Genomic DNA, 26,323 nt, shown 5'->3' on the forward strand with positions numbered 1-26,323 from the left:
CCGGTGCAGCACCCAGAACCAGGAGACGATGCATGAGCCCCACCCAGACCGCCGAAGAACGCTGGATCCGCTTCCGCGCGGCACGCGATGCAGCACTCGCCGAGCCGCACGGCTGGCTGTCCCTGACGTCCTACCACTGGCTCCCCGCTCAGCCCGCCGCGCTCGACAGCGTGCCCGGCCGGTGGTCGTCGGAGGGTGGCACGGCACGGGTGATCGCGCAGCCCTCCGACGGCCTCACCGCACTGGCCTCCGGCGAGCCGCTCGAGGGGACGCTGACCGCGGTGCTCGACGACGAGGACTCGCTCCTGTGGGCGGCCTACGGTGGGGCGGACGGCCACCGCGTGGTGGTGGAGCTCGTGCGCCGTGCAGGCCGCTACGCCATCCGGACGAGGGACGCGGAAGCACCCGTCCTTGCCCGCTTCACCGGCAACCCCGTCTTCGGCTACCGGCCCGACCTGGTGGTCGACGGCCGGTTCGAACCGTACGGGCAGCCGCAGGAGGAACCGATCTCCACGGCCCATCCCGAGGTCCCCGGCACACTCGTGGCGGCGGGCGACGTCGTCTTCTCGCTCCCCGGCGACAGCCGGGAGTACCGGCTCCGGGCGTCGCAGGACGAGGCGGGGGCCCTCGACATCACGTTCCACGATGCCACCAATGCCACGTCCACCGCGCCGTGGCGCAAGGTGACCGCGCGCCGTCCTCGTCCGGACGGGTCCGTGGTCCTGGACTTCAACAGGACCATCAACTACCCGAGCGCCTTCACGCCGTTCGGCACCTGCCCCATGCCGGTGGACTCGAACGTCGTCGACGCCCCGATCGAGGCCGGGGAGAAGCTGCCGCTGCCCTGACGCGCGTTGCAGGCGGGTGCCCCCCTCAGTCACATTCCAGGCTCGACGGCGCTCGCCGCCGTGCTCTCAGGCGTCGGTCCCGGGATAGATGCTCCGGGTCTCGGTCCGCCGGTTGCGGTTGGTGACCCAGTCCGTGGGATAGATCTTCGGCAGGACGTTGGCCAGCGCCAGCGAGGCGTAGATGACCGTGTTGATCGCGACGAAGGCCGCCAGGATGGCGAACACGCTGGTGTGGAGCACGGCCTCGGGGAGGAGGATGCCGGTGCGGATGACGGGTCCTGCTGCGCTGCTGATCATGGCCTAGGCCTCCTGGGACGAGATTGCGGGCGCCGGAGCGGCGTGGGTGAGGTGCTTCCAGTTGGCCTGGCGGCCGGAGGAGAGGTCGATGATGCCCTTCACGTACACGAGGTTGAGGAACATGTCGAAGAACAGCTCGGGGAACAGCGTGAGGGCGAGGATGCGGGCCTTCCAGCCTCCCTTCCACACCGTGACGACCCGCTCGAGGGTGAACAGCAGGCCCAGTCCGAGCCAGAACGGGAACCAGATCCACGTCTCGAGGGACACGATGGTGAGGACGATCAGTGCCAGGTAGGCGCCGAGGGCGATCACGCCGTAGCCGATGCCCAGCTGCTGCGCCCAGTACCGCATGGTGGAGGACGTGACGCCGTAGGCACCGATGTTCTCGAGGGCGCCTCGCTGCCAGCGCAGGCGTTGGTTCCAGAGCGTGCCCCAGGAAGGCATGAGCTCGGTCACCACGGTGCAGTCCTGGGGCGAGATCATGAGACCTCCGAGGGACTTCAGGGCGATCGTCAGCTCGTTGTCCTCGGTCAGTGCCGCGGTGTCGTACACGTCCCCGTGCGTCCCCGGGAGGGTCCGGCCACGGCTGTCCGCGATGGTGCGCAGTGCCACGGGCCGGAAGAGCGACGCCGTCCCGGTGAGCACGAACACGCGGCCCCGGCGCCGGCGCATCTGACGGGAGTAGCGGATGTATTCGTTCCGCTGGAACTGGCCGATCAGGCCGTGGCCCTCCTCCCCGTAGAAGAGGCCGCCCACCGCCATCAGGGCGCGGTCCCTGACGAAGCGCACCACCGCGTTGGCGAGGAAGCCGTCGTCGAGCTGGGTGTCGGCGTCCATGATCATGACCACGTCGTTGTCGCCCTGCTCGGGCAGCACCCACCTCAGCGCCTGGTTGAGCGCACCCGCCTTCTTCTTCGTGTTGCCCACCGACTCGATGACCTCGACACCCGCTTCGCGGGCCAGGCGCACGGTGGCGTCGGTGCAGTTGTCGGCGACCACGATGATGCGCTCGGGCCGGTGCGACTGGCTCTTGAGGGACGCGATGGTCTGCGGGAGCGACGCCTCTTCGTTGTGCGCGGGGATGAGCACGGTAACGGTCACCTCGCCGGCGAACTGGCCACGGTTGGCGGCCATGATCACCTTCGGCGCCAGGGGCTGGTGGCCGGGATTCATGGAACGGCGTGCCTTCGTGGCGATGTGCCGTTCCACGAGGGCGAGCCCGGCGGCGGCGAGCAGCGCGAGCGCGATGGCCGCGAGGATGGTGCTCGCATCAGGGGCGTCCGCGTTGTAGAGGACGCGCCAGATGCCGATGACGGCGTCGTTCGACTCCGCGATCGTGGTGTCCGGTCCCTTGGCCGCGACGGCGAGCCACAGGAGCACGGCGGCGGCGGTCACGATGCCGGCGATCACCACGCCGACGATGCGGTCGAGCCGGACGGTCGGTCGGCGGGTGGCTCCCTCTTCCTCCGATACCGCTGCGGAGTCCTGCCCGTGGGGCGCGTCGAGTGTCATTGTCATTGCTGCGTCGTCTCCTGGGGACTGGTGCCCGGACCGCTCCTGAGGGAGCAGTGGCATCCACATGATTCCGCGCAGGTCCTGGCAGCAGGACCCGCGCTCTTCTTGGACGAGTCTTTCGCTGCAACCTCGACGCAGCCCCGTGCCGAGACCGAAGAATGCTTCAACGAATGGCGTAGGTACGCCCGAACCCCGTACGCACCCCGTAGCGGAGCGCGGCAGATGCCACCGGCGCACAATGGGGAGGTGAGCGAACCGACCGATGCCCTCATCCCCCGCCCGCCCCGCGAACTGGGGCCGGGCGCCGTGCACCTCCCCGGCTGGCTCGATCCCGCACGCCAGCGGGAGCTGGTGGCCCTGTGCCGCACCTGGGCGAGCGGACCGGTCCCCATGCGCGCCGTGACGATGCCCACCGGCGGCGTGATGTCCGTGAAGAGCATGAGCCTGGGGTGGCACTGGCTCCCCTACCGGTACAGCCGCACGGCCGACGACGTCGGCGGAGGCGCCGTCGCGCCCTTTCCCGACGTGCTCCGCTCGCTGGGGCGCGACGCCGTCACTGCCGCCTGCGGGCCGGAGGCCGGGGCCTCCTACGAGCCCGATGCCGCGCTGGTCAACTACTACGACGACGCCGCACGGATGGGGATGCACCAGGACCGGGAGGAGCGCATGAACGCTCCTGTGGTCTCACTCAGCCTCGGTTCCTCGTGCGTGTTCCGGTTCGGCAACACGGAGAACCGGAACCGTCCGTGGCAGGACCTGGAACTCGCCTCGGGTGATCTCTTCGTGTTCGGCGGACCCTCCCGGTTCGCCTACCACGGGGTCCTCAGGATCCTGCCGGGCTCCGCGCCCGCCGGGATCGGCTTCGACGGGCGGCTCAACATCACGCTGCGGCAGACGGGCCTCAGCTAGGCAGGGCACCGGCGCGTCGGACGGCCCCGACGAACAGCATCACGGCCGCCCGGGGTCCGTCGCCTAGGCGAGGATGATGCCGCGCGCGTAGGCGGCCTGACCGGCGTGCTGCACGGCGTCGTCGATCACGCTCACGAGCCGGACGAGCAGCGTCACGGGCGGGTCCCACCCTTCGTCGACCACGCGGTGCAGGTCGTCCTCGTCGAGCGCTGCCACCAGGCCCCGGGACCGCGCGTGCACGGCGTCGAAGTAGTCGAGCAGCTGCTGCGCCGAACCGACCCGGACCGCAGCCACCTGGTCCGACGAGTGGCCGTACCCCGTGTCGCCGGGTTCCAGGGACAGCCCCCACCGCTCGGCGAAACCGTCCGCGAGCCATACCTCGTCGTGGCCGAACGCGTCCGCGAAGTGGCTGTCCTCGACGCGCGCCAGGTGCCACACGAGCCACGCGATCGAGTTCGCGGAGCCGCCCGGCCGCAGGGACAGCTGGTCGGCGTCGAGGCCCTCGACGGCGCCGCGCACGAGCTCGGGAAGCCGGCCGAACGCCTCGGAGAGCACCTCCGCGGACGTCATCGCCGGTCCTGCCCGGCGTCCCGCGACGCCATCAGCGGCCCGAACCGCCGTCGCTGCCGTGCGGGGATGAGCGGGAGGAACTGCGGATGCTGGGCCGGGAACTGCTGGGTCCCGGGGCTCTGCGGCAGCACGGCGAGGGGCACCCGTCGGGAGGGCGAGGCGCCATCTCCCCGGGCGAGGGGTTCGAGTATCTGCGGGAAGTATTGCATGGCTGCTCCACGTCGGGGCCGGTTCATGGCCTCCTGCTCGACCAGTCCCTGAAGTCTAGGTGACCCCCGGACCGTCCGGAAGCAGGGCGCTCGGTGAGCGGGACCCGCCGGCGGGGATCCCGGACCCGTTGCAGGAGCCCTCGGCGGAACTCCGCGCGAGCACCGGACCATCACGGCGTCGACCACCACGTTCCCGACCACAGGCCGTAGGATCGGGGATCAACCCGGGCCGTGCAGTGGTGTCGGTCCGCGCACCGGTCGATCCCGGCACGGTCCGACGACGAGCAAAGGCACCCATGCAGCAATCCTCCGGCCCCACTGTCCCCCCGGCCCTCAGGCGCCGGGTCCCGAAGGTCGCGGACCTCGCCCCGCTCATGCAGTTCAAGAAACCGGAGCTCGGCGCGGCCGCCCGCCTGAAGCGGGCGAACACCATCTGGGACCTCCGCGACCTGGCGAAGCGCCGAACACCCAAGGCACCCTTCGACTACACCGACGGCGCCGCCGAAGCCGAGATCTCGCTGGGCCGCGCCCGCGCAGCCTTCCTCGACCTCGAGTTCCGCCCCGGGATCCTGCGCGACGTCCGCACGGTCAGCACGGTGACCCCGATTCTCGGGAAGGACTCGGCCCTGCCGTTCGGCATCGCTCCGACGGGCTTCACCCGCATGATGCAGTCGGAGGGCGAGTACGCCGGATCGCAGGCCGCGGCGGCAGCGGGCATCCCGTACACCCTCTCGACCATGGGCACCGCCTCCATCGAGGACGTCGCACAGGCCGCACCGACCGGCCGCAACTGGTTCCAGCTGTACCTCTGGACGGACCGTGACCGCTCCATGGAGCTGATCGCGCGGGCCGCCGCCGCCGGGAACGACACCCTCATGGTCACGGTGGACACCGCCGTCGCCGGCGCCCGCCTCCGCGACGTCCGCAACGGCATGACCATCCCGCCCGCGCTGACCCTGAAGACCGTCGTCGACGCCTCCTACCGGCCGGCCTGGTGGTTCAACTTCCTCACACACGAGCCGCTCGCGTTCGCCTCGCTCTCGCGCTACTCGGGCACGGTCGCGGACCTCATCAATTCGATGTTCGACCCCACCCTCACGTTCGAGGACCTCGACTGGCTGCGCGGCGTCTGGAAGGGCAACCTCGTGGTCAAGGGCATCCAGACCCTCGACGACGCGAAGAAGGCCGTGGACCACGGCGCGGACGGCATCATCCTGTCCAATCACGGCGGGCGGCAGCTCGACCGTGCACCGGTCCCCCTGCACCTCCTGCCGCACGTCGCCGCGGAGCTGAAGGGCAAGACGGACATCATCCTCGACACGGGCATCATGAGCGGCGGGGACATCGTCGCGGCCCTGGCCCTCGGCGCCGACTTCACCCTGATCGGGCGCGCCTACCTCTACGGCCTCATGGCAGGCGGTCGCGCGGGGGTGGACCGCACCATCGCGATCCTCGGCGCCCAGACCGCCCGTACCATGCAGCTGCTCGGCGTCAACCGGATCACCGATCTCACCCCGGACCACGTCCGGCTGCTCGGCAGCGCGACCGCCGGTCCGACGGGCACCGCGACGGGCACCGATCTCCCCGACGCCGCCATCACCCTCTGAGCAGCCCTCTTCCGCCCTGCCCCGTCGGGAGGGCGGACACGCCCTTCCTGACGCCGTCGGAGAGGTGTTCCCGCCCTCCCGACGCATCGCTCCCTGGCCGCACCGGTGCTGCGCACCGCCCGCTGGCGACCATCACGTCTCGATCCGGTCCCGGACACAAGAAAAGCCTTGTCAGGGGACTATTATTCATCCAGTGGCATCGCCTGGGGGCGGGCCGGATAAGTCTGGGGAGACGAATATGGAGCGTAGGCGGAGGCACTTTCCGTTGCGTTACAGGCGCGCGAGGTCACTGCTCTACGTGATCGGCCTGTTCTGGCTGTGGCTGTGGCTGGGCAGCGCCGCACTGATGGCCGGGCTCTATCATTCGCCCGTCCATGCGGCCCTCGCGATGTACGCCATCGCCGTCGTCGTGCTGGTCTCGATTCCCGCCGCCCTGCTCGCGGCCATCCGGATGCTCATGACCCGCCCGCGCCGCGAGGCGGCCGTGGTGCCCCTGAGGCGCCGGCCCCAGCAGCCCCTCGAACCCGCCGAATGGTGGTACGACGAGCGGGTCTCCTGACCTGACCGCGGAGCCGGACCAGGAAGCAGGAGGCGCAGGTGGACCGGTCACGCTGCGGCGGGATCACCCGGATGAGGAGTTCTCCGCCGGAGAGGTCTGCACCCGGCAGGTCGATGCCCTCGGCGGTGTCCGCGTCCTCGAAGCCGACGGACGAGGACTGCGCTGCTGCCGCGGTTCGCGTGGAACGCCTCTTGAAAGTAGTGGACGCTGCGGGCGCTGCGCTGGCACGCTGAAGGCGTCCACACCCTCCGACGACGGGCAATCCCATCGCATCGTCCATTCCTCCCGCTGCCCCCGACCGGCAGGACGACGGCGCCCTGCTGCAGCGTCGCAACGTCCTCGTGGGATTCCTGTTCGGCTGCGGCATCATCGCCTTCGTCGACGAGGCCGTGTTCCACCAGCTCCTCCACTGGCACCACTTCTACGACCGGTCCACCCCGGCCGCAGGACTGGTGTCCGACGGCGTCTTCCACGCCTTCAGCTGGTTCGCCACCGTGGCCTCACTCTTCCTCTTCGCGGACCTGAGACGGCGGGGAGCCCTCTCCACGCGCCGATGGGTGGCCGGGATCCTGATGGGCATCGGGGCCTTCCAGCTGTTCGACGGCGTGGTGCAGCACAAGCTCCTCGACCTCCACGAGATCCGCTACGGGGTGGAGCTGCTCTCCTACGACCTCGCCTGGAACGGCGCGGCCCTGGCTTTCCTGGTGGCGGGGGTGCTCCTGCTCCTGGTCCGCCGCACCGCGCACCAGAGCACCGGCGATGCGTGAGGGACCCCACCACCCCGGCCCGGCACCGGGCGGGGAAGCCCTCGGAGCCTTCGCGCTGGACACCGCCGTCGTTCTCGTGTGGCTCGGGCTGGCCGCCCTCTATCTGGTCGCCGGGCGCGCCGGCGTCCTGCGGGGGCGGACCGGGTGGCCGCCACGCCGCACCACCGCCTGGCTCATCGGCACGGGATTCGGGGTCGTCGCCACGGCGGGCCCGCTCGCACAGGCGGCCGGCAGCAGCCTGACCGCGCACATGGCGGCCCATCTGCTGCTCGGCATGCTCGTGCCGCTGCTGCTCGTCCTCGGTGCTCCGGGGACCCTCTTCCTGCGGGCGGTCTCCGCGAGGACAGGACGGCACTACGCCCGATTGGCCGGTTCCGCGCCCGTCCGGCTGGCCGCACATCCGCTGATGGCCGGCCTTCTCACCGCAGGCCCGACGGCCGTCCTCTACTGGGACCCGGCGGCATTCGCCCTGCTGCACCACCCCGTGTCCGGGCCCCTGCTGCACGTCCACTTCGTGGCGGCGGGAACGCTCTTCGCCTACGCGGTCGTCGGACCGGACCCGAACCCGCACAGGGCCGCTCCCTGGCTGAGGGGCGTCGCGATCCTCACGACGATCGCAGTGCACGCTGTGGTGGCGAAGCACCTCTACGCCGTCGCCGGTCAGGGCTCCTGGCCGTCCGACGCTGAGCAGGCGGCCCAGCTGATGTACTACGGCGGGGATGCCGTACATGTGCTGCTGCTCGTGGTGTTCTGCACGCAGGTCTACCGGACCGCCGGACGACGCCTGCGTCCCCGGGCGACGCCGTCGGCCCGGGGACGATTCGGCAGCGCCGGGGCCGCCTGACACGGAGCGACGGGTGCCCGGTCTTGTAGGGTGATCGGCACAGGGGCCGCCGGACCCCGTCATCCATGGGGGTCTTCGATGTCGCGTGTCCTGTTCCTGCCCGTCCTCGCCGCCGTCGAGGAGGGCTAGTCATGCGCCTCGAAGGCTGGCACATCATCATCCTGCTCGGTCTCGTGGTGGCGCTGGCGGTGCTCGTGGGCATCGCCCTGCTGGTCACGGGGGCCCGCCGGGGCGCCGGCACCGGGGACGGAACCGCTACCCGACCGCCCGACACGGCAGCGGCACCGGCACCGGCGGGCAAGGAGCAGCGCCTGCAGGAACTCGACGACCTCCTCCGCCGACAGGTGATCCGGGAGGACGAGTACAGGGAGGCCCGGCAGCGGATCATCGATTCCTAGGTGCGGCCCGATCGCATCGCGGAGTGGACACGAGTAGGTCAGTCCGCATATAACTAGTTTATAGAACTAGTTAGCAGTATGGTTCGTATTCTTGACCCGAAAGTGAGAGAGCCATGACGCAGACAATCGATGACGCTGTCGGCGCAGACGACACCGCGGTAGGGGCTCCCCTGCACTGCGGTGACCCCATGACACTGCGCGAGACCTCCTACCGGGGGTCCTCCTACGGGATGGTCCTGCAGCCGGTGCCGGCATCCGATGTCGAGCTCGTCTGGGCCTGCTCGTGCGGGTTCCAGCTCTCCCATGAGGAGCCCCGGGAACTCGCCCTTCCCCTGACCCCGGCCCTACGGCGGGTCGCCGCTGCTGCAGCGGACGTGGAGTCGCTGCAGTGGGACCTCGACCAGCGGACGGCCGAGCTCGAAGCAGCGGTGGTGCGGGCGGCCGAGAGCGGCGCGGCGATCATCGACATCGCCCAGGCTGCAGACCTTGAGCCCGCCGACGTGCGGCAGCTCGCCTGGGCTGATCCGCTGCTCGTCGACGTAGGCTAGACGCCAGGTCGCCCCTGCCGGGGCCGACGTCCAGCCCTCACGGGCCCGCCCGAGGGGAGCCACCGACGCCATGAACGAGCCTGCCTGGATCGAGCACGCCATCTGGTGGCAGGTGTACCCGCTGGGTTTCACCGGCGCGGAGAAGACCGCCACCCCGGAGCCCGCGGCCGAGCACCGGTTGCTGGATCTGGTGCCCTGGCTGGACTACGCGCAGGGTCTCGGCGCATCAGGGCTGGCCCTCGGTCCCGTGTTCGCCGCCGAGACGCACGGCTACGACACCACCGACTATTTCCGGATCGATCCCCGCCTCGGGAGCCTCGAGGATTTCGACACGCTCGTCGCCGAGGCGCACCGGCGCGGCCTGCGGGTCCTGCTCGACGGTGTCTTCAACCACACGGGGAGATCGTTCACACCCTTCCAGGACGTCCTCGCCCAGGGACCCGGTGCCGCCACGGCTTCGTGGTTCTCCCTCGACTGGCCCGGGGACGCCGGTGTTGGCACGGAACCGGGATACCGGGACTTCGAGGGCCATCACCACCTGGTGGCGCTCAACCACGACGAACCCGCGGTGGCGGACTTCGTCGTCGACGTCATGGAGTACTGGCTCGCCCGGGGCGCCGACGGCTGGCGGCTGGACGCCGCCTACGCCGTCCCGTCCTCGTTCTGGGCCGCGGTGACGGCCCGCGTCCGCGCCGCACACCCCGAGGCGTACTTCGTCGGCGAGTACATCCACGGCGACTACGCCGGACAGGTCCGGGCAGGAGGGCTCGACTCGGCCACCCAGTACGAACTGTGGAAGGCCGTCTGGAGCTCGCTCAACGACACCAACTTCTTCGAGCTCGCCGCCGCGCTCGAACGGCACAACGCACTCCTGGGATCCTTCGCGCCGCTGACCTTCATCGGCAACCACGACGTGACCCGGATCGCGAGCAGGCTCACCGATCCCGCACTGCTGGCACACGCCGTCGTCGTCCTGCTCACCGTCGGCGGCACGCCGTCCCTCTACTACGGGGACGAGCAGGGCTACCGCGGCATCAAGGAGGACAGGGCGGGGGGCGACGACGACGTGCGACCGCTCTTCCCACCCTCACCGGCCGACCTCTCACCGCTCGGACGTCCCGTCTACGAGGTGCACCAGCAGCTCATCGGCCTCCGGCGCCGCCACCCGTGGCTGCACCGCGCCACCACCGAGGTGATGCACCTCTCCAACGAGCTCCTGGCCTACCGCGTCGCGGACGGCCCGGACGCCCTCGTGGTCGCGTTGAACCTCTCGCCCGAGCCCCGCGCCGTCGACGCCGGCGCGGCCACCGTCCTCGCGGGCGGGGCCACGATCCGCGGCGGGACCTCCGTGCTCCTCCCGCCCCGGGGATGGGCCGTCCTCGCCTGAGCCCTCACCGGACCCACGGCGGGCGGCACTGCCCAGCAGGGCGGTTCCGAGTGGATAATGGAGCCGACACCGCATCGCAGAGGAGAACGGCATGAGCGCGGAGGACCAGCTCCGGGACATCGACACGGTCGACTTCACGCCCTGGCCGCGGCCGGTGCCGCTGCACGTGCTCAACGCCGTCAAGAAACTGCTCCTCGTGGCGGCGATCCTCGTGGGGCTGCACCAGCTGTTCCCCGCCACGACCCTCGGCTCGTCCCTGAGCAGCACCTTCACCCTGCTCGTGGTGATGTCGTGGCTCGGTCCGCTCGTGCGGATCCTCGCGGCGCGGCCCTGGGGCAAGAAGGCCGCCGAGGAGTAGTCCGTCCGTGGAGATCACCGCAGCGGCCGGATGACCAGTGAATTCTCGGAGGCTGTCCGCAGTGCCCGGATGTCACGTCGTGGTGGTCCACTCGGTGGCATGACACCTACCGACGGGCCACTGCCCGACAGCTCGCACCTGCGCCAGGACATCAACATCCCCGAGGAAGCCATGATCGACGAACCGGGCACATCCCCGGTCGGCGACACGTCCCTGCTCAACGCCGGTCAGCAGACGGCGGGCATGAGTCCTCTCGACACGAGAGGCGGGCCCGGGTCGGATCCGGCACAACCGGACGCCGAGGAGAGTCAGGCCCCGCGGTCTCCGGCCGCCCGCTACCCGCTCGGCCGGCAGGACCAGTCCTGACTCCCGGCCGCACCGGCCACCGACGGAAGAAGCGAGGCTCCTGGTGACAGGAGCCTCGCTTCGTCTTCCGGAACAGTGGAGCTTAGGGGAATCGAACCCCTGACCTTTTCATTGCGAACGAAACGCTCTACCAACTGAGCTAAAGCCCCGGACACCACTTCCGAACACCAACACTGTACCTGCGAGGAGCGGCTTAGCCCAAAGTCGCCCGGCGCCGGTACCGGGCCCGGCACCGTCGGACGCCGGGCGTAGTCTTCTTCCATGCCCAGCACCCCCTCCCAGGCAACGCCTGCGCCGCCCCGGAACGACGACGTCAGGCCCTGGCCCGCCCTGTGGTCGCTCGTCATCGGCTTCTTCATGATCCTCGTCGATTCGACGATCGTGTCCGTCGCCACCCCGGCCATCATGGAGGGGCTGGACGCCGGTATCGACAGCGTCATCTGGGTGACCAGCGCGTACCTGCTGGCCTACGCCGTGCCGCTGCTCGTGGCCGGTCGGCTCGGGGACCGCTTCGGGCCGAAGCGCGTCTACCTCGTGGGGCTCGTGGTCTTCACCCTCTCCAGCGCCTGGTGCGGCCTGTCCGGCTCGGTGGAGGCCCTCATTCTCGCGCGCGTGCTGCAGGGCCTGGGCGCCGCCCTCATGACACCGCAGACCATGTCCGTCATCACCCGCATCTTCCCGCCGGAACGCCGCGGAGCCGCCATGGGCCTGTGGGGCTCGGTCGCAGGCATCGCCACCCTCGTCGGCCCGATCATGGGCGGGGTGCTCGTGGATTCCGCCGGCTGGGAATGGATCTTCTTCATCAACGTGCCCGTCGGCGTCGTCGGGTTCATCCTCGCGGCCCGCCTCGTACCCACCCTGCCCACGACGTCGCACCGATTCGACATGCTCGGCGTGTTCCTCAGCGCCGCGGGGCTGTTCTGCCTGGTGTTCGGCATCCAGGAGGGCGAGAGCTACGACTGGGGCACGATCGCCGGACCCGTGTCCGTGTGGTCGCTCATCATCACGGGCATCGTGCTGCTCGTCGGCTTCGTGGTCTGGCAGAAGCTCAACCGCGGAGAACCGCTGGTCCCGCTCAGGCTGTTCGGTGACCGCAACTTCTCCCTGGCCAACACCTCGATCACCGCCATGGGCTTCGCGATCACCACCATGTCGCTGCCGCTGATGCTCTACGCGCAGACCGTGCGCGGTCTCTCCCCCACCCAGGCCGCGCTCCTGCTCACCCCCATGGCCGTCATCTCGGGCGTCCTCGCTCCGTTCGTCGGCAAGTACGTCCAGCGCAGCAACCCCAAGTACATCGCCATCGCGGGGTTCGCCGGCATGTCGGCCGCCCTGTTCTGGATGGGTTCCATCCTCACGCCGGACGTCCCGATCTGGCAGCTCCTGCTGCCGGTGTCGCTGCTGGGCCTGGCGAGCGCCGGGATCTGGGCGCCGGTGTCCCTGACGGCCACCCGCAACCTCGCGCCGTCGCTCGCGGGCGCCGGCTCGGGGGTGTACAACACCACGCGGCAGATGGGCGCGGTCCTCGGGAGCGCGGCCATCGCGGCCATGATGCAGTCGCGCCTGACGTCGAACCTCGGCGGCGGCGGGATGAGCGCCACCCCGGGCGCGGCCCTGCCAGACGAGGCCAGGGCAGGCTACGCCCTGTCGATGGGCCAGTCGCTCTACCTGCCCGCGACCGTCATCATCCTCGGGTTCGCCGCGGCCCTGTTCTTCGCCAGGCCCCAGCAGAACCGCGTATGGGACGGCGATGCGGGTGCTGCCGGACCGGCCGCCGACGCATCGGGGCACCGGCCGCGGGAAGCGACGCGCGCCGATTCCTGAGCCGTTGCCTCGGAGAACTACCGGTAGGCTCGTACCATGGCTGACGAGACGCAGGACACACCCAAGGACGCCCCTCGCGACGCAGGGAAGGACGAGGCGAAGGAGGTCTCGGACGACTTCACCGTCCGGGAGCACACCGCGCCCTCCGGCCTGAGGTACACCACCACCACCGGGCGCCTCGTGCTCCGGCGCGAGGAGACCACCGACGGCAAGGCGGGCGGCTTCAAGCCGAAGGCCGAGATCTTCGTCGTCGCGTACACGAAGCAGGACGCCGAGCCGGACCGTCCCGTCACGTTCGCGTTCAACGGCGGCCCGGGCTCGGCCTCGGTCTGGCTGCACCTGGGCCTGCTCGGTCCGCGCCTGGTCGACTCCGGTGACGTCGGCGCCATGACCCCAGCTCCCTTCGGGCTCGTCGACAACCCCGAGTCGCTGCTCGAGTCCAGCGACCTGGTCATGATCGATCCCGTGAGCACGGGGTACTCCCGCGTGGTGGAGGGCGAGAAGGCGGACGAGTTCCACGCGTTCGTGCAGGACAGGGACCTCGTGGCCGAGGTCATCCGCCTCTGGACCACCCGCAACAACCGCTGGCTCTCCCCCAAGTACCTCGTCGGGGAGTCCTACGGGACGCTCCGCGCCGTCGCGGTGGCCGGGCGCCTGTTCGACGCGTACGGGATGGCGGTCAACGGGCTGGGGCTCATCTCCACGGTGCTCAACATGTCCACCCTGCGCTTCTTCCCGGGCAGCGACCTGCCCTACGCCCTGCACCTGCCCACCTATGCTGCGATCGCCCACTTCCACGGACTGCACGGGGACCGGGAGCTCGCCGACGTGGTCCGCGAGGCGGAGGAGTATGCAGCCCGGGACTTCGGCTACGCCCTCACGCAGGGCACCCGGCTGACACCCGAGGAGCACGACGACGTCGTCGCGCGGCTGCACGCCATCACGAGGCTCGACGAGGACTTCATCCGCCGCACGAACCTCCGCTGGGCGTACCACGAGTTCGCTGCGGAGCTCCTGCGCTCCGAGGGGCTCGCGGTCGGCCGCATCGATGCGCGCTTCACGGCGCGGCCGGAGAACCTGCAGGCCTCGGACTCCATGGACGATCCCAGCATCCGGGCCATCACGGGCCCCTACTCGGCCGCGATGAACCACTACGTCCGCGCCGAACTCGGCTACGAGAACGACCTCCCCTACGAGATCCTCACCGCCCGCGTGCAGCCCTGGAGCTACCGCACCTTCGAGGGTGCACCCGTGGACGTCTCCGGAGTCCTCGAGCGACTCCTCGTGCACAACCCGACCCTGCGGGTGCACGTCGACTACGGCTACCACGACGGCGCCACACCGCACTTCGCGGCCGAGTACGTCTGGGCCCACATGAACCTCGACGACGACGCGCGCGCCCGCTTCACGCACCACTACCACGAGGCCGGCCACATGATGTACCTGAACCCGGTAGCACGCCGGGCGCAGCTGCGGGCGCTGAGGGCCTTCGTCACCGGGAGCCGGGACGGCCAGGAATAGTAAGTAGGATGATCGATAGGCCCGGCGCTGACCATCATCGCCGGCCACCCCGACCGTAAGGACGCATCATGCTGAAGAGAATCCTCTGGGCCCTCGTGCCCGTCATCGCCTCCCGCGTGCTGAACAGCCGCCGCTCCGGGCAGCAGCCCCGCGCCAACAAGACGCGCTACAACGGCAGGTTCGGCAGGTAGCAGTCGGCGGGGGCCGGTCGGCCGTGACGGACGCGTTGAGGGACGAGGACGGCTTCGCCGACATCCGCTCCTACGCCGCTATCGGCGACGGGCGGACCGTGGCCCTGGTGGCGCTGGACGGCTCGATCGACTGGTACCCCACCCCGGACCTCGACTCGACGCCGTCCTTCGCCCGGCTCCTGGACGCGGACGAGGGCTTCATGGTCCTGGCACCCGCAGGGGAGTTCTCGGTGGAACGGCGCTACGTGGACGGCACCAACGTCCTCGAGACGACCTACACCACGGCCACGGGCACCGCGCGCGTGACGGACTCCCTCAACACCGGCGTGGCCGGTCGGCTGCCGTGGGGTGAACTCGCCCGCCGCGTGGACGGCCTCACCGGAGCCGTCGACATGGCATGGTCCGTCACCCCCGGCAGCTGCTTCGGCTCGGCGTCGCCCTGGCTCGACGGTGATGCTGAGGATCCCGTCCTGCGCATCGACGCCGTGGGCCTCGGCATCCGTGGGATCGACCACGGGCTGCGGACACCCTCGGGACAGACCGTCGACGGCGCCTTCACCACCTCGGCCGGGTCGCGCCACCTCGTCGCCGTCGTCTCGACCCATGGTGAACCACTGCCCCTACCCGATCCGCAGACCATCGACGACGGCGTGGACCGCACCATCCGCAACTGGCAGTCGTGGTCGGACGACTTCGCCTATGACGGCGACTACCGGCACGCGGTGCTCCGCAGTGCCCTCACCCTGAAACTGCTGCTCCACAGCCCGTCCGGATCGATCGCGGCCGCGGCGACCACCTCGCTTCCCGAGAGCGCCGCAGGGGGCAAGAACTGGGACTACCGCTACGCCTGGGTGCGGGATACGGCCTACACGCTGCATTCCCTGACGCGTGCCGGGCTCCGGGAGGAGGTACACGCCGCGGTGTCGTGGATGCTCAAGAATCTTCGCTCGCAGGGATCCGACCTGGAGGTGTTCACCCACCTGAACGGGGACATGCCGCAGGGGACCCACCGCCCGGACCTCACGGGCTGGCGCAACAACGGACCGGTCGTGGACGGCAATCCCGCCGCAGGACAGCTGCAGCTGGGTGTCTTCGGTGACGTGTTCGACATCGTCTGGCAGTACGTCCAGGCCGGTCACGTCCTCGATCCCGCGACCATGCGGCAGCTCGCGGACCTCGCCGACCTCACGTGCGACATCTGGCAGCGTCGTGACGCCGGGATGTGGGAACTGCCGGAGGAACGGCACTACGTCACCTCGAAGCTCGGGTGCTGGAACGCCCTGCGCTGCGCAGTGGCGCTCGCCGAGCGCGGGCAGCTGCAGGGACCGGTGGAGCGGTGGGCGGCCGAGCGGGACCGCATCCGCGACTGGGTGCACGAGCACGGCTGGTCCGAGGAGCGGCAGAGCTACGTCTGGTATCCCGGGTCCACCGAACTGGACGCCTCGATCCTGCTGCACGCCATCAGCGGCTTCGACACGGGACCACGCATGTCGTCCACGATCGACGCCCTCCGCGACGAGCTCGGAGCAGGCCCCCTTCTGTACCGCTACAGCGGCATGCGGGAGGAGGAGGCCACGTTCGTCGCCTGCGCGTACTGGATGGTGTCGGCGCTCGTGTCCGTGGGCCGGCGTGACGAAGCGGTGGACCTCATGGAGGAACTGCTGCCCCTCGCGAACGACGTCGGCATCATGTCCGAGATGGTCGAGCCGTCGGACAACTCGTTCATGGGCAACATTCCGCAGGGTCTGAGCCATCTGGCGCTGATCGTCGCGGCCCTGTCCATCGCAGGCAAGGAGTAGGGCCCAGGCGGGGCTCCGGGCTCGGGCAGGGCTTCAGGCCGTCGCGAAGTAGACCCATACACCGATGACCCAGGTGGTCCCGGCCAGACAGGCCAGGACCAGCTCGGCGAGGATGCCGAGGCCTGTGGCCTTCAGCGCGTGCAGGCTCGAGGTCAGTGCCGCACGGGCATCCCGCTGCCGTGCGTACTCGCTCGTGAACAGCCCGAGCGCGAAACCCACGAACAGTCCGACGACGGGGATGACGAACATCCCCGCGATGCCTGCGAGCACGCCGATGGTCACGGAGCGGCCGGGGATCCGGCGCTGCTTGAGAGTCCGGCCCGTCAGGACGATCCCGGCGGTGAGCCCGGCGCCGGCCAGCGTGGTGCCGATCGCGAAGACCACCCACCCCTCGGTACTGGTCACGGTGAGCGCCCACATCAGCAGCGACACGATGATCAGGATGCTGCCCGGCAGCACCGGGACCACCACCCCCGCGATACCCACGGCGATGAGCGCACCGCACACCACCGTCATGAAGACCTGTAGATCCATGGCCCCAGTCTTGCACCCCCGGCGCGACGCGGTGCCACAGACGGTCCCGCGCGGACCGGCGTGGAATACTGGTCGCAATACTAAGCCACCTTAGCGAGCCCGCGGGCCCGAAGATCAGGAGGACCGATGAGCACCTCGGCAACAGGCAACACGGACGGCGACGGGTCGCGGCGTCCCCACGAACCCGAGAACCCGACGGAGCTGATGGACACCGACCGGTCGGGTGCGGGCGCCAGCAGCGTGGGGCGGGCCGATACCGGCACGAGCGCGAGCACCACCGCGGGAGCCTCCCGGGCGGGCGCGGACGAGGGCGGGCACGGCGACTACGTCCCCGGCGGCTACTCGGCCGATGACGACTCCAGCGGCGACTACGTACCGGGCATGTACTCGGACAGCTCCGACACGACCCCCACCCGCCAGCAGGCGCAGGCCCCCGTCTCCGCGTCCCGTGAGCGGGAGGCGGAGACCCGGGCACACACGCAGGTGGCGCCCCTGACGGCCACCAGGTCCGATGCCCGGACCGACGAGGACCAGGGCCGTGAACGCCACCTGCCCCGGACGGCGGCCGTCGGCTCCGGCGTACCGAGCCCCGAGGACCGCAAGCTGCTCCACCGCCGCGAGAAGGAGCACTTCGGCGGCATGAAGTTCGGTGCCGGGTTCTTCGGCTGGCTGACCGCCACCGGGTTGTTCGTCCTGCTCTCGGCCCTCGTGGGCGCCGTGGCCGCGCTGTTCGGCGCCGGCGCGAACCTGTCGGCCGCGGACATCACGAGCGGCTCGGGCGAGGCACAGACCACGGGCCTCACGGCGGCCATCATCCTCGGTGTCATCCTGCTCATCTCCTACTTCGCCGGAGGGTACGTCGCCGGGCGCATGGCCCGCTTCAGCGGCGTCAAGCAGGGCGTCGCCGTCTGGCTCTGGGCCGTCATCATCGCCGTCGTGCTCGCCGTCATCGGCCTGATCGTGGGGAACCAGGCCAATGTCACCGAGCAGTTCCAGGGGATCGGCGTCCCCTCCGCCCAGGACCTCACCGGCCCCGGCCTCATCGGCCTGCTCGTGGTCGCCGCCATCGCGCTCGTCGGCGCGATCCTCGGCGGCCTGGCGGGCATGCGCTACCACCGCAGGATCGACCGCACCGATTTCGACGCCCTCGAGGGGACCGCGTAGCCGGCGACCCTCGAGCACCCCGGACCACGGCAGCCCCGGACTCGCAGGAGTCCGGGGCTGCCGTGGGTCCGACGGGACGGCGGATCAGGGCGAGGGCATACCGCCGTTGACGTTCAGTGTCTCGCCGAGGACGTAGCTCGACTCCGAGGACGCCAGGAAGACATACGCCGGAGCCAGCTCGGTGGGCTGCCCGGCACGACCCAGCGGGGTGTCCTTGCCGAATTCGGGCAGCGCCTCCGCAGGCTGGCCGCCCGATGGCTGCAGCGGGGTCCAGATGGGACCCGGCGCCACGGCGTTGACGCGGATGCCCTTCGGCGCGAGCTGCTGCGCGAGACCCTTCGTGAAGTTGTTGATCGCGGCCTTGGTGCTCGCGTAGTCCACGAGGGTCGGCGAAGGCTCGTACGCCTGGATGGACGTCGAGTTGATGATCGCCGATCCGGGCTGGAGGTGCTTGAGGGCTTCCTTCGTCACCCGGAAGAACGAATAGATGTTCGTCTTGTAGGTGTGATCGAGCTGCTCGTCGCTCAGGTCCTCGAGCGACTCGACGGCCACCTGCTTGCCGGCATTGTTGACGAGGGTGTCGAGGCCGCCCAGGCCGTCGACGGCCTGCTGCACCAGCGAGGTGCAGTACGCCGGATCCTTCAGGTCGCCCGGGATGCAGACGGCCGTGCGGCCCTCCGCCTCGATGATGCCCTTGACGACCTGGGCGTCCTCCTCCTCCTCGGGAAGATAGGACAGGGCGACGTCGGCGCCTTCGCGGGCGAAGGCGATGGCGACGGCCGCGCCGATACCGGAATCGGCACCCGTGATGAGGGCCTTGCGTCCCACGAGCCGACCCGTGCCGCGGTACGAGGTCTCGCCCCGGTCGGCCTTGATGTCGAGGTCCGCCTCGAGGCCGGGCTCGGCCGTGTGCTCGGCGGCCGGCGTGATGCTCTCGAACCTCGTCACGGGGTTCTGGAAGGTGTACTGGTCGGTCGATCCTGTCATGCTGTCGGAGGTCATAGGTGTTCTCCCTGTACAGAGGGTGTGTCGTACCGGCTGCATGCAGCCCGTACGACACACGGGTGAATTATCGGCAGGGCCGATAAAGCTAAGCCTACTTAGGATCTCCGGTCGGGGGAAGTCCGTTCCGCGCGGTCCCGACTGAAGGAGGGAGTGGCGTAGCATCACGGGGACAGGTAGGGCCACGCGCATCACATGCGATGGCCGAAAGCCCGGCGGCGGTCGATCGCCGCATGAGGACCGGGGAAGAACGGTCAGAAGACGACGGAGAAGAACCCGGCGCCGACGCTGAGGACCATCGCGGCGACGAGGAGCCAGACGATCGGGGTGCGGAGCTTACGCATGTGTTCCATAGTCCGCCCAGTCTATCGGCCGGGCAGGACTCAGGCCGTCCCTGCCTGCCGCACACGTGCCAGGCGTTTCAGCCCGTCGGCGGGGCGGACGGGCACGGGCCAGCGGGGCTGCAGGTCGTCGCCGAGCGTGACCTTCCGCAGGCGCCGCCCGAACATCGGCACCACCCATTCCCCCAGCCAGGTGGTCTCCCGGCGGAGGCCCGCCACGAGCCCGGCATGGCCCTCGCGTTCGGGCAGCCGGGGCACCAGCGAATGGTCCACGCCGAGGATCCGCAGCACGTGGGCCGCGAGGTTCCGGTGCCCGGCCGGTGACATGTGCAGCCGGTCGGCGTCCCACAGGCCCGGATCCGAGTACTCCTCGAAGCACCAGTAGTCCACGAGGACGGCGTCGTACACGCCGGCGATGCGCCGCACGTGGTCGTTGTACAGCCAGTTGCGGCGCTTCATCGGCTCGAACACGGGGCTGAGCGGGATGTCGAAGCCGGTGAAGAGAAGCGGACGCGCACCGGAGGCGGCGATCCGCGCCACCACCGCCTCGTACTCGCGCATGAGGGTGCCCATGTCCGCGCGGAGCTCCAGGATGTCGTTGCCGCCCGCGTAGAGGCTGACGAGGGTGGGCTTCAGGGCCAGCGCCCGTTCCACCTGCTCGTCGCGGATGTGGTGGAGCCGCTTGCTGCGGATGGCGAGATTCGCGTACTCCCACGCGGGGTCCTGCCGCCCCAGCTGCTTGGCCACGCGGTCCGCCCACCCGCGCACCCCGTTCGGGTACCGCGCGTTCCAGTCACCCACCCCCTCGGTGAAGGAGTCTCCGATCGCCACGAACCGTCCGGCCATTCGTGGAAGCCTAGCCCGACGGGGCAACCCGGGGGCGACGCCGGGGCCAACACCCGATGAACCCTGGTCTCCCGACGCGATGGAAATAAACCGCGCATCCCCGTGGCTGACACGGGCATGGAGCACCGCATCGCAGTCACAGGGTCCACCGGCATCGTGGGCGGCAGTACCGCCAGGATCCTCGCCGGTGAGGGGTTGCCGCTCATCCTGCCGGTCCGATCCCCGGACCGGGCACAGCACCTGCCGGAGTCGGAGGTGCGGCAGGCCTCCTACGAGGACTCCGCCGCGGCCCTCGATGCCCTCGCCGGCGTCGACGTCCTGTTCATGGTGTCCGCCGCCGAGGCGCAGGACCGCCTCGAGAGCCACCGCACATTCGTCGACGCGGCTGCCAGGGCGGGCGTCCGGCACATCGTCTACACCTCGTTCCTCGGCGCAGGCCCCGAGGCGGCCTTCCTCCTCGCCCGGGACCACTGGTACACCGAGGAGCACATCCGCCGGTCAGGACTCACCTGGACGTTCCTCCGCGACAACCTGTACCTCGATGTCGTGCCGGCGCTCGCGGAGGACGGCGTCATCCGCGGCCCCGCAGGGGACGGCCGGCTCTCCGCCGTCGCGCAGGCCGACGTCGCGCGGTCGGCGGCCGCCGTCCTCCGCGCACCCGACGAGCACGCCGGGAAGACCTACCACCTCACCGGACCCGAGGCCTTCACCCTCGCCGAGGCCGCAGCAGTGATCAGCGACCTCACTCCCGCGTCCGTGCGGTTCGAGGACCAGACGCACTCGGAGGCCCTGGCATCGCGCGCCCATCATGGCGCGCCGCCCTGGCAGGTGGATGCGTGGGTCAGCACCTACACGGCCATCGCCCGCGGCGAGATGGCCGAGGTGTCGCAGGACGTCGAACGCCTCACCGGCCGCGCGCCGCTCGGCCTCCGCGACCTCCTCACCACGCCGGGCCCGGGTGGCAGGCATGCGTAGGGACGTCGTCCCCGATCCGGCGAACAGCCGAGCGTTCTACCGCTTCCTCACCTCGGTGGTCGTGCCGCGCCCCATCGCGTGGATCTCGTCCACGTCCGCGGACGGCGTGGACAACCTCGCGCCCCATTCGTTCTTCACGATCGCCTCCGTGAACCCGCCGATCATCCAGTTCACCTCGGTGGGCCGCAAGGACTCGGTCCGGAACATCGAGGCCACGGGCGAGTTCGTGGTCGGCTTCACCCCCGAGAGCCTCTTCGAGGCCGTCAACGCCACCGGCACCGCGTTCCCCCCGGAGGTCAGCGAGTTCGACGCCGCCGGCCTGACGCGGGAGCCGAGCACCACGGTGCGGCCGCCCCGTGTCCTCGAATCCCCCGTGGCCCTCGAGTGCCGGCTCCACCTGATCCAGGAGATGGGCGACTGCACGCTGGTCTTCGGCGAGGTGCTGCACGCGGTGGTGTCCGAGGACGTGCTCGACGGCGACCTCCCGGCGATCGGCGCCCTCGAGCCGCTCTCACGGCTCGGCAGGAACGAGTGGGGAAGCGCGGGGACCATCCGCGACATCCCACGGATCCCGCTCGGGGAGTGGCCGGGGCACTATCGCGGACCGCACAGAACGCCCTGACGCAACCATGCACCCCGCGCGGGGACCACTCGATCGGTTGCCGTACAGTGCGAGTATCTGCGGGTTAGCACCCCACCCCTGGCTGGGAAGCCATTCGCTACCCCAGGGACCCCCATGAGCATCGCCGCCCCGCGCACCGTCCGCATCTCCCGGCCCAACGACGTCGTCGCCTCCTACTCGGTGCTGCTGAAGCAGGTCCGCAAGGAAGGCCTGCTGAACCGGCGTCGCCGCTTCTACGTCACGGTCTTCGCGCTCCTCGTGCTCGCCATGGGTGCGGCATGGACGGGATTCGCCCTGCTCGGGGACACCTGGTTCCAGCTCCTCATCGCCGCCGTGCTCGGCATCGTGCTGACGCAGGTCGCCTTCCTCGCGCACGAGGCCTCGCACCGCCAGATCTTCGAGAGCCGCGGCGCGAACGACTGGTCGGGGCGCATCCTCGCCGCCGGGGTCGTCGGGATCAGCTACGCGTGGTGGATGGACAAGCACACGCGTCACCACAACGACCCGAACACCAGGGGCAAGGACCCGGACATCGAGGTGGACACCATCTCCTTCCTCGAGGAGGACGCCGCGAAGGCCACGGGGATCCGCGCGTGGATCACGCGCCGCCAGGGCTACCTCTTCTTCCCCCTCCTGACCATGGAGGGCATCAACCTGCACGCCCGCTCCATCAGCACACTGTTCGCCCGCCGCACCATCAAGGGCCGCTGGGTGGAACTGGCGCTGCTGGGCACACGCTTCGGTGCGTACCTCGGCATCCTGTTCTGGTTCCTGCCCGTCGGCATGGCGTTCGCGTTCCTCGGCGTGCAGCTCGCCGTCTTCGGCGTGTACATGGGAGCGAGCTTCGCCCCCAACCACAAGGGCATGCCCGTGGTGCCCAGGGACAGCAAGCTCGACTTCTTCCAGAAGCAGGTACTCACCTCACGCAACATCCGCGGCGGATCGTTCGTCAACAACGCCTTCGGCGGACTGAACTTCCAGATCGAGCACCACCTCTTCCCGGACATGCCGCGTCCGCACCTGCGCCGCGCCGCCGTGATCGTCAGGGAACACTGCGAGCGCCTCCGCGTACCGTACACCGAGGTGGGCGTGGCGGCGTCGTACGGCGCGGTGGTGTCCTACCTCAACCGCGTGGGCCTCGCCGCCCGCGACCCCTTCGACTGCCCGATGGTCAACCGGTTCCGCCGCCAGTGACCCGCAGCGCCGCCGGTCCGCGGACGGCGGCGCTTCAGCCCTCGACCGCGATCGGCGCTATGCGCCGGGGACGTCGAGCCGGCCCCTGACCATGCTCACGCCCGAGTGGGTAGGGTCCCCGTCCGGAGGCTCGTCCGAGACGTCGACCACGGGGAACTGCTCGAGATCGATCCCGGAAGGCACCGCGAAGGTGCCCTCGTCGCCGTCCATCAGGCCCAGGCTGTACATCCGGCCGGCATCCGGTGCGAGCAGCCACACTTCCCGGTAGCCGCTGGGCGAGGGGCCGGTGAGGGCCACATCGAGACTGCGCGCTCCGTCGTCGGACCCCGAGAGCGTCGCCCGGCCCGATCCCGGGTAGTCCGGCAGCGGCGTCAGCTCAGCCCGCGCCAGGACACTTCCGCTGCCCTCGTCCGCGGACTGGAACCCCCACATCGCGCCTCCCCCGGCCGCGATCCCGACGACGGCGGCCGCGGCGAGCCACCACGCCGGGACCCTCCGGCCCGTCGTGGCGCTCCCACCCGTCCGGCCGGGATCAGCCCGGCCCTGATCGGCCCTGTCCCCGTCCGACCGGCGGATCGGCATGACGACGGCGCCCTGAGCGTCGGCATCGCGCACCGCCGTACTCTCGGACAACCCCAGTTCCCCGGCGACCGCGGTCCACACGGAGGGATCGGGCGCCTCGATGCGGCCCTGGTATCCGCCGGAGCGTGCGAGCATGACGACCCCCTGCAGCTCCGAGACCTCCTCACCGCAGGCACCGCACTCGAGGAGGTGCTCGGTGGACCACCGGTCCAGCGGCTCGTCCAGCGCGGCGATCCCGAGGATGTCCGGATCAAGGTGTCGCATTCCATTCCCCCAATCGACTGCGCAGGTGTGCAAGGCTCCTTCGGATGTGACTCTTGACGGTACCCAGCGGCAGCTCGAGCCGCTGCGCGATCTGCTGGTGTGTCAGGTCCTCGTAGAAGGCGAGCCGGAGGATGGACCGCTGCGGTTCGCCCAGCAGGTCGAGCTCGGAGTCCAGGACCACCCGGTCCGTCACGGCGTCCACCTCCCGGGCGTGGCCCCGAGGGCCCTCCGGTTCCACGACCGCTCCGGATCGTGCCACCACCTGATTCTGCCTGTTCCGTGCCGCGAGGTTGTCCAGGATGACGTTCCTGCTGATGCCGAGGATCCAGGCCGGGACGGTGCCGAACCGGGGGTCGAAGCTGTCCCGGAAGCGCCACGCCCGCACGAACACGTCCTGGGTGATGTCGGCGGCCACGGCCCTGTCGTCCATGGATCGCAGGGCCACGGTGAACACCAGGGGGGAAAGACGCCTGTACGCGACGGCCAGTGCGGCCTCGTCACCGGCGGAGAACTCCGCGTCGAGCTGGCTCGTCCACTCGGTGCTCGGAGGTGTCACGCCCCACTCCTTCAGCGCGGTGCCGTGCCCGGTACCGCGCTGGAACTCCCGGCGGCCCTCCACCGGGACCTCCCGACGTCGAAGCGTCCGGATCTCGGGTGAGCCGAGCAGGCGGACCACGGGCAACGTGCACTCAGAGCGGTGAGGCTGTGAGGACAACATTATCCTCGTAGTCCCCCTTGTCCAGCAGCCATTCGCCGCCGCAGGTGATGATCTTGAGTTGATGGGGGCCGTCGCGCCGGAAGACCTCCGACCCGTCCAGGGTGGCCTTCGGCACGTTCTGCACGCCGTCCACGCGGTACCGCACCGACGATCCGTCCGCCAGGCCCACCGTCACGATGCTGCCCGGGTCGGTGTCCTTGAGCCGGGCGAAGGGCATCACCTCCGTCTGGCTGTCCACGTGGGCGGCGATCACGGCGTGGCCGGCATCCTCGCCGGGCGCCGGCCCGTACCGGTACCACCCCGCCTCCCAGAAACTGTCCGGGATCTCCATGGCGTCGTTCTCCGCGATCCCCACGTCGACCACGCGCACGGTGATGCCGGAGTCCTCGATCTTCAGGGACACGGGTGCGGGAGGCGGGGGCTCGGACGCGTCGTTCGCAGGCCTCACGGGGACGGCGCCTGCTCCGATCCCGGCCGCAGCCGGAGGCGGCGCATCGGACGCCGCGGCTTCCAGTTCCGGGAGTTCCGGTATCCCCTCCGGCGCCGGGGTGGGCGCGAGGATGGGCGCTGCAGGCGCTGCAGGCAGGGCGGTGGTCGTCGAGCAGCCGCTGAGGACCGCGGCGGTGATCGACAGCGCCGCCAGGCCGGCTGCTACGCGGGGAGTGTGCACAGGATCATCCTCGTCGAAGGGAGGTCGGGGCGGGGTGCGCGGACCCCGGTCCTTTTCCGCGCACCCCGCCGGCTTTCACACCCGGGCCGTGCGCCTGCGGGAGACCGCCACAGCGCCTCCCAGCAGGGCGAGGACGGCGGCACCGAGCCCGAGCGCCGCTCCGTTGCCGTCATCCGCCGCCAGTCCCGACCGTCCGCCGGGAACAGAGCCGGGCGCCGAGTGGAGACCGTCGATCACCTGGGTGGCCAGTGCGAGGTTGCCCGCCTCGAGGCTGCCCCACGCGTAGACGATCGTCGAGGTCCCCTCGCCGAGGGTCAGGTCCGCCGGGCCGATCACGGGCTCGGTGGTGCCCGCCGCCGCGACCGCCGCGGACACCGTACCCGCGTCCGTCACCAGAGAAGCCTCGCCCGGGTTGCTGAGGTTCGGCACGATCGCCGTACCGCCCGCGAGGACGTCCACCGCCGGTGCCGCGGCCACGTGCCGCACGGTGAGCCGCGACTTGCCTGCCTCCACCGGCGAGACGTCGTTGGTGTAGAAGTTGGCCGTCGGGGCCCCCGTGGCGTCGAGGTGAGCCGTGGCGGTGTAGTTCCCCCCGGCCGCGAGGGTGACGTCCACGGGGCCGATGACCGGCGCGCTGGCGTCGGCCGCATCGGCGGCCGTCACGGCGAGCTGGTAGCTGCCGGCGGGCAGGGAGAGCGGGCCGGCGAGCTGCCCCGGCGCGAAATCGTCCAGGGTGAGCGCTCCGTTGACGTAGACGTCCACCGTGAGGTCGGGGACTCCGTGCAGCACGGACAGCGATGCTGTGGATCCCGATTCGGCGGCTGTTGCCGGGGCGGCCGCGGCGGCGGCTCCTACGACCAGCACGGTTCCGACGGCGTACAAGCTTCTTCGCAT

General features: G+C 70.3%; 30 protein-coding genes, 1 tRNA gene and 1 pseudogene. 19 read left to right on the forward strand and 13 right to left on the reverse strand.

Annotation, left to right across the window (positions count from 1 at the left end; translation table 11 throughout):
- The first annotated feature begins 32 nt into the window (after window positions 1-32).
- Window positions 33-848: a DUF1684 domain-containing protein gene (locus ACX80N_RS03385; RefSeq protein WP_459338268.1), complete on the forward strand. Its 816-nt coding sequence runs from the start codon at window positions 33-35 to the stop codon at window positions 846-848.
- A gap of 66 nt (window positions 849-914) precedes the next feature.
- Here ACX80N_RS03385 and ACX80N_RS03390 read toward each other — a convergent pair whose 3' ends face one another.
- Window positions 915-1,145: a hypothetical protein gene (locus ACX80N_RS03390; protein ID WP_240615110.1), complete on the reverse strand. Its 231-nt coding sequence runs from the start codon at window positions 1,143-1,145 to the stop codon at window positions 915-917.
- A 3-nt stretch (window positions 1,146-1,148) separates the two neighbouring features.
- Complete coding sequence (locus ACX80N_RS03395) at window positions 1,149-2,663, reverse strand: glycosyltransferase family 2 protein (RefSeq protein ID WP_459338269.1); 1,515 nt, start codon at window positions 2,661-2,663, stop codon at window positions 1,149-1,151.
- A 243-nt stretch (window positions 2,664-2,906) separates the two neighbouring features.
- On the opposite strand from ACX80N_RS03395, the gene ACX80N_RS03400 reads away from it, so the two are divergent.
- On the forward strand, window positions 2,907-3,569 hold the full coding sequence (locus tag ACX80N_RS03400) for an alpha-ketoglutarate-dependent dioxygenase AlkB family protein (RefSeq protein WP_459338270.1): 663 nt from the start codon (window positions 2,907-2,909) through the stop codon (window positions 3,567-3,569).
- Between the two features lie 63 nt (window positions 3,570-3,632).
- Here ACX80N_RS03400 and ACX80N_RS03405 read toward each other — a convergent pair whose 3' ends face one another.
- Together ACX80N_RS03405 and ACX80N_RS03410 are read right to left on the reverse strand one after the other, a co-directional pair.
- Window positions 3,633-4,139 carry a mycothiol transferase gene (locus tag ACX80N_RS03405; protein ID WP_105031841.1) on the reverse strand — a complete coding sequence of 169 codons (507 nt, stop codon included), beginning with the start codon at window positions 4,137-4,139 and terminating at the stop codon, window positions 3,633-3,635.
- Entirely contained in the window at window positions 4,136-4,348 is a 213-nt protein-coding gene (locus ACX80N_RS03410) for a hypothetical protein (RefSeq protein WP_459338271.1), read from the reverse strand. The genes ACX80N_RS03405 and ACX80N_RS03410 overlap by 4 nt, the downstream gene beginning before the upstream one ends.
- Before the next feature lie 296 nt (window positions 4,349-4,644).
- Between ACX80N_RS03410 and ACX80N_RS03415 the strand changes: the two genes are divergently transcribed.
- Together ACX80N_RS03415 and ACX80N_RS03420 are read left to right on the forward strand one after the other, a co-directional pair.
- Window positions 4,645-5,955: an alpha-hydroxy acid oxidase gene (locus tag ACX80N_RS03415; protein ID WP_459338272.1), complete on the forward strand. Its 1,311-nt coding sequence runs from the start codon at window positions 4,645-4,647 to the stop codon at window positions 5,953-5,955.
- Between the two features lie 265 nt (window positions 5,956-6,220).
- Complete coding sequence (locus tag ACX80N_RS03420) at window positions 6,221-6,514, forward strand: hypothetical protein (RefSeq protein ID WP_459338273.1); 294 nt, start codon at window positions 6,221-6,223, stop codon at window positions 6,512-6,514.
- Here ACX80N_RS03420 and ACX80N_RS03425 read toward each other — a convergent pair.
- Window positions 6,411-6,759, reverse strand: a pseudogene (locus tag ACX80N_RS03425) (DUF4193 family protein). The gene ACX80N_RS03420 and the pseudogene ACX80N_RS03425 sit on opposite strands and share 104 nt — an antisense overlap.
- Before the next feature lie 96 nt (window positions 6,760-6,855).
- Here ACX80N_RS03425 and ACX80N_RS03430 point away from each other — a divergent pair.
- The 7 genes from ACX80N_RS03430 (at window position 6,856) to ACX80N_RS03460 (ending at window position 11,182) form a co-directional block, all read left to right on the forward strand.
- Window positions 6,856-7,281: a DUF2243 domain-containing protein gene (locus tag ACX80N_RS03430; protein ID WP_459338274.1), complete on the forward strand. Its 426-nt coding sequence runs from the start codon at window positions 6,856-6,858 to the stop codon at window positions 7,279-7,281.
- On the forward strand, window positions 7,274-8,125 hold the full coding sequence (locus ACX80N_RS03435) for a cytochrome c oxidase assembly protein (protein WP_459338275.1): 852 nt from the start codon (window positions 7,274-7,276) through the stop codon (window positions 8,123-8,125). The genes ACX80N_RS03430 and ACX80N_RS03435 overlap by 8 nt, the downstream gene beginning before the upstream one ends.
- A gap of 131 nt (window positions 8,126-8,256) precedes the next feature.
- Entirely contained in the window at window positions 8,257-8,523 is a 267-nt protein-coding gene (locus ACX80N_RS03440) for a hypothetical protein (RefSeq protein WP_459338276.1), read from the forward strand.
- A gap of 113 nt (window positions 8,524-8,636) precedes the next feature.
- On the forward strand, window positions 8,637-9,071 hold the full coding sequence (locus ACX80N_RS03445; protein ID WP_459338277.1) for a hypothetical protein: 435 nt from the start codon (window positions 8,637-8,639) through the stop codon (window positions 9,069-9,071).
- A 70-nt stretch (window positions 9,072-9,141) separates the two neighbouring features.
- Window positions 9,142-10,458, forward strand: a complete 1,317-nt coding sequence (locus ACX80N_RS03450) for an alpha-amylase family glycosyl hydrolase (RefSeq protein WP_459338278.1) — start codon at window positions 9,142-9,144, stop codon at window positions 10,456-10,458.
- A gap of 91 nt (window positions 10,459-10,549) precedes the next feature.
- Window positions 10,550-10,816 (forward strand): hypothetical protein, encoded by a 267-nt coding sequence (locus ACX80N_RS03455; RefSeq protein WP_105031848.1) that lies wholly within the window; start codon window positions 10,550-10,552, stop codon window positions 10,814-10,816.
- A gap of 99 nt (window positions 10,817-10,915) precedes the next feature.
- Window positions 10,916-11,182 (forward strand): hypothetical protein, encoded by a 267-nt coding sequence (locus ACX80N_RS03460; protein ID WP_459338279.1) that lies wholly within the window; start codon window positions 10,916-10,918, stop codon window positions 11,180-11,182.
- A 76-nt stretch (window positions 11,183-11,258) separates the two neighbouring features.
- Here the strand turns inward: ACX80N_RS03460 and ACX80N_RS03465 are convergent.
- A tRNA-Ala gene (locus tag ACX80N_RS03465) sits at window positions 11,259-11,331 on the reverse strand.
- Window positions 11,332-11,443: 112 nt separating this feature from the next.
- Here ACX80N_RS03465 and ACX80N_RS03470 point away from each other — a divergent pair.
- The 4 genes from ACX80N_RS03470 to ACX80N_RS03485 all read left to right on the forward strand — a co-directional run bounded on the left by ACX80N_RS03470 (window position 11,444) and on the right by ACX80N_RS03485 (window position 16,517).
- On the forward strand, window positions 11,444-13,006 hold the full coding sequence (locus tag ACX80N_RS03470) for a DHA2 family efflux MFS transporter permease subunit (protein WP_105031850.1): 1,563 nt from the start codon (window positions 11,444-11,446) through the stop codon (window positions 13,004-13,006).
- Between the two features lie 36 nt (window positions 13,007-13,042).
- Window positions 13,043-14,527 (forward strand): S10 family peptidase, encoded by a 1,485-nt coding sequence (locus tag ACX80N_RS03475; protein ID WP_459338280.1) that lies wholly within the window; start codon window positions 13,043-13,045, stop codon window positions 14,525-14,527.
- A gap of 68 nt (window positions 14,528-14,595) precedes the next feature.
- On the forward strand, window positions 14,596-14,718 hold the full coding sequence (locus tag ACX80N_RS03480) for a hypothetical protein (protein WP_276308023.1): 123 nt from the start codon (window positions 14,596-14,598) through the stop codon (window positions 14,716-14,718).
- Between the two features lie 23 nt (window positions 14,719-14,741).
- Window positions 14,742-16,517 carry a glycoside hydrolase family 15 protein gene (locus tag ACX80N_RS03485; RefSeq protein WP_459338281.1) on the forward strand — a complete coding sequence of 592 codons (1,776 nt, stop codon included), beginning with the start codon at window positions 14,742-14,744 and terminating at the stop codon, window positions 16,515-16,517.
- A 33-nt stretch (window positions 16,518-16,550) separates the two neighbouring features.
- On the opposite strand, the gene ACX80N_RS03490 is transcribed toward ACX80N_RS03485, so the two are convergent.
- Entirely contained in the window at window positions 16,551-17,051 is a 501-nt protein-coding gene (locus tag ACX80N_RS03490; RefSeq protein WP_105031852.1) for a DUF456 domain-containing protein, read from the reverse strand.
- 126 nt (window positions 17,052-17,177) lie between these two features.
- Between ACX80N_RS03490 and ACX80N_RS03495 the strand changes: the two genes are divergently transcribed.
- Complete coding sequence (locus ACX80N_RS03495) at window positions 17,178-18,215, forward strand: YrzE family protein (protein ID WP_459338282.1); 1,038 nt, start codon at window positions 17,178-17,180, stop codon at window positions 18,213-18,215.
- 84 nt (window positions 18,216-18,299) lie between these two features.
- On the opposite strand, the gene ACX80N_RS03500 is transcribed toward ACX80N_RS03495, so the two are convergent.
- Together ACX80N_RS03500 and ACX80N_RS03505 are read right to left on the reverse strand one after the other, a co-directional pair.
- Entirely contained in the window at window positions 18,300-19,217 is a 918-nt protein-coding gene (locus tag ACX80N_RS03500) for an SDR family oxidoreductase (RefSeq protein ID WP_240615116.1), read from the reverse strand.
- A gap of 383 nt (window positions 19,218-19,600) precedes the next feature.
- Entirely contained in the window at window positions 19,601-20,404 is an 804-nt protein-coding gene (locus ACX80N_RS03505) for an SGNH/GDSL hydrolase family protein (RefSeq protein ID WP_459338283.1), read from the reverse strand.
- 102 nt (window positions 20,405-20,506) lie between these two features.
- On the opposite strand from ACX80N_RS03505, the gene ACX80N_RS03510 reads away from it, so the two are divergent.
- The 3 genes from ACX80N_RS03510 (at window position 20,507) to ACX80N_RS03520 (ending at window position 23,195) form a co-directional block, all read left to right on the forward strand.
- A complete protein-coding gene (locus ACX80N_RS03510) occupies window positions 20,507-21,379 on the forward strand; it encodes an SDR family oxidoreductase (protein ID WP_338064892.1) in 873 nt (290 codons plus the stop codon).
- Window positions 21,372-22,001 (forward strand): flavin reductase family protein, encoded by a 630-nt coding sequence (locus ACX80N_RS03515; protein WP_105031855.1) that lies wholly within the window; start codon window positions 21,372-21,374, stop codon window positions 21,999-22,001. The genes ACX80N_RS03510 and ACX80N_RS03515 overlap by 8 nt, the downstream gene beginning before the upstream one ends.
- 114 nt (window positions 22,002-22,115) lie before the next feature.
- Window positions 22,116-23,195 (forward strand): fatty acid desaturase family protein, encoded by a 1,080-nt coding sequence (locus ACX80N_RS03520; RefSeq protein WP_459338284.1) that lies wholly within the window; start codon window positions 22,116-22,118, stop codon window positions 23,193-23,195.
- Between the two features lie 57 nt (window positions 23,196-23,252).
- On the opposite strand, the gene ACX80N_RS03525 is transcribed toward ACX80N_RS03520, so the two are convergent.
- From ACX80N_RS03525 to ACX80N_RS03540, 4 genes are all read right to left on the reverse strand, one after another.
- Window positions 23,253-24,041: an anti-sigma factor gene (locus ACX80N_RS03525; RefSeq protein ID WP_459338285.1), complete on the reverse strand. Its 789-nt coding sequence runs from the start codon at window positions 24,039-24,041 to the stop codon at window positions 23,253-23,255.
- Complete coding sequence (locus tag ACX80N_RS03530; protein ID WP_459338286.1) at window positions 24,028-24,597, reverse strand: RNA polymerase sigma factor; 570 nt, start codon at window positions 24,595-24,597, stop codon at window positions 24,028-24,030. Before ACX80N_RS03530 ends, ACX80N_RS03525 begins: the two co-directional genes overlap by 14 nt.
- Window positions 24,598-24,730: 133 nt before the next feature.
- The gene (locus ACX80N_RS03535) at window positions 24,731-25,429 is read right to left on the reverse strand and encodes a class F sortase (protein WP_459338287.1); all 699 of its coding nucleotides are present in this window, start codon (window positions 25,427-25,429) and stop codon (window positions 24,731-24,733) included.
- Window positions 25,430-25,504: 75 nt separating this feature from the next.
- Window positions 25,505-26,323, reverse strand: coding sequence for a DUF4397 domain-containing protein (locus ACX80N_RS03540; protein WP_459338288.1), 819 nt, complete (start codon window positions 26,321-26,323; stop codon window positions 25,505-25,507).

The sequence above is a fragment of the Arthrobacter sp. MDT2-16 genome, from assembly GCF_054510925.1.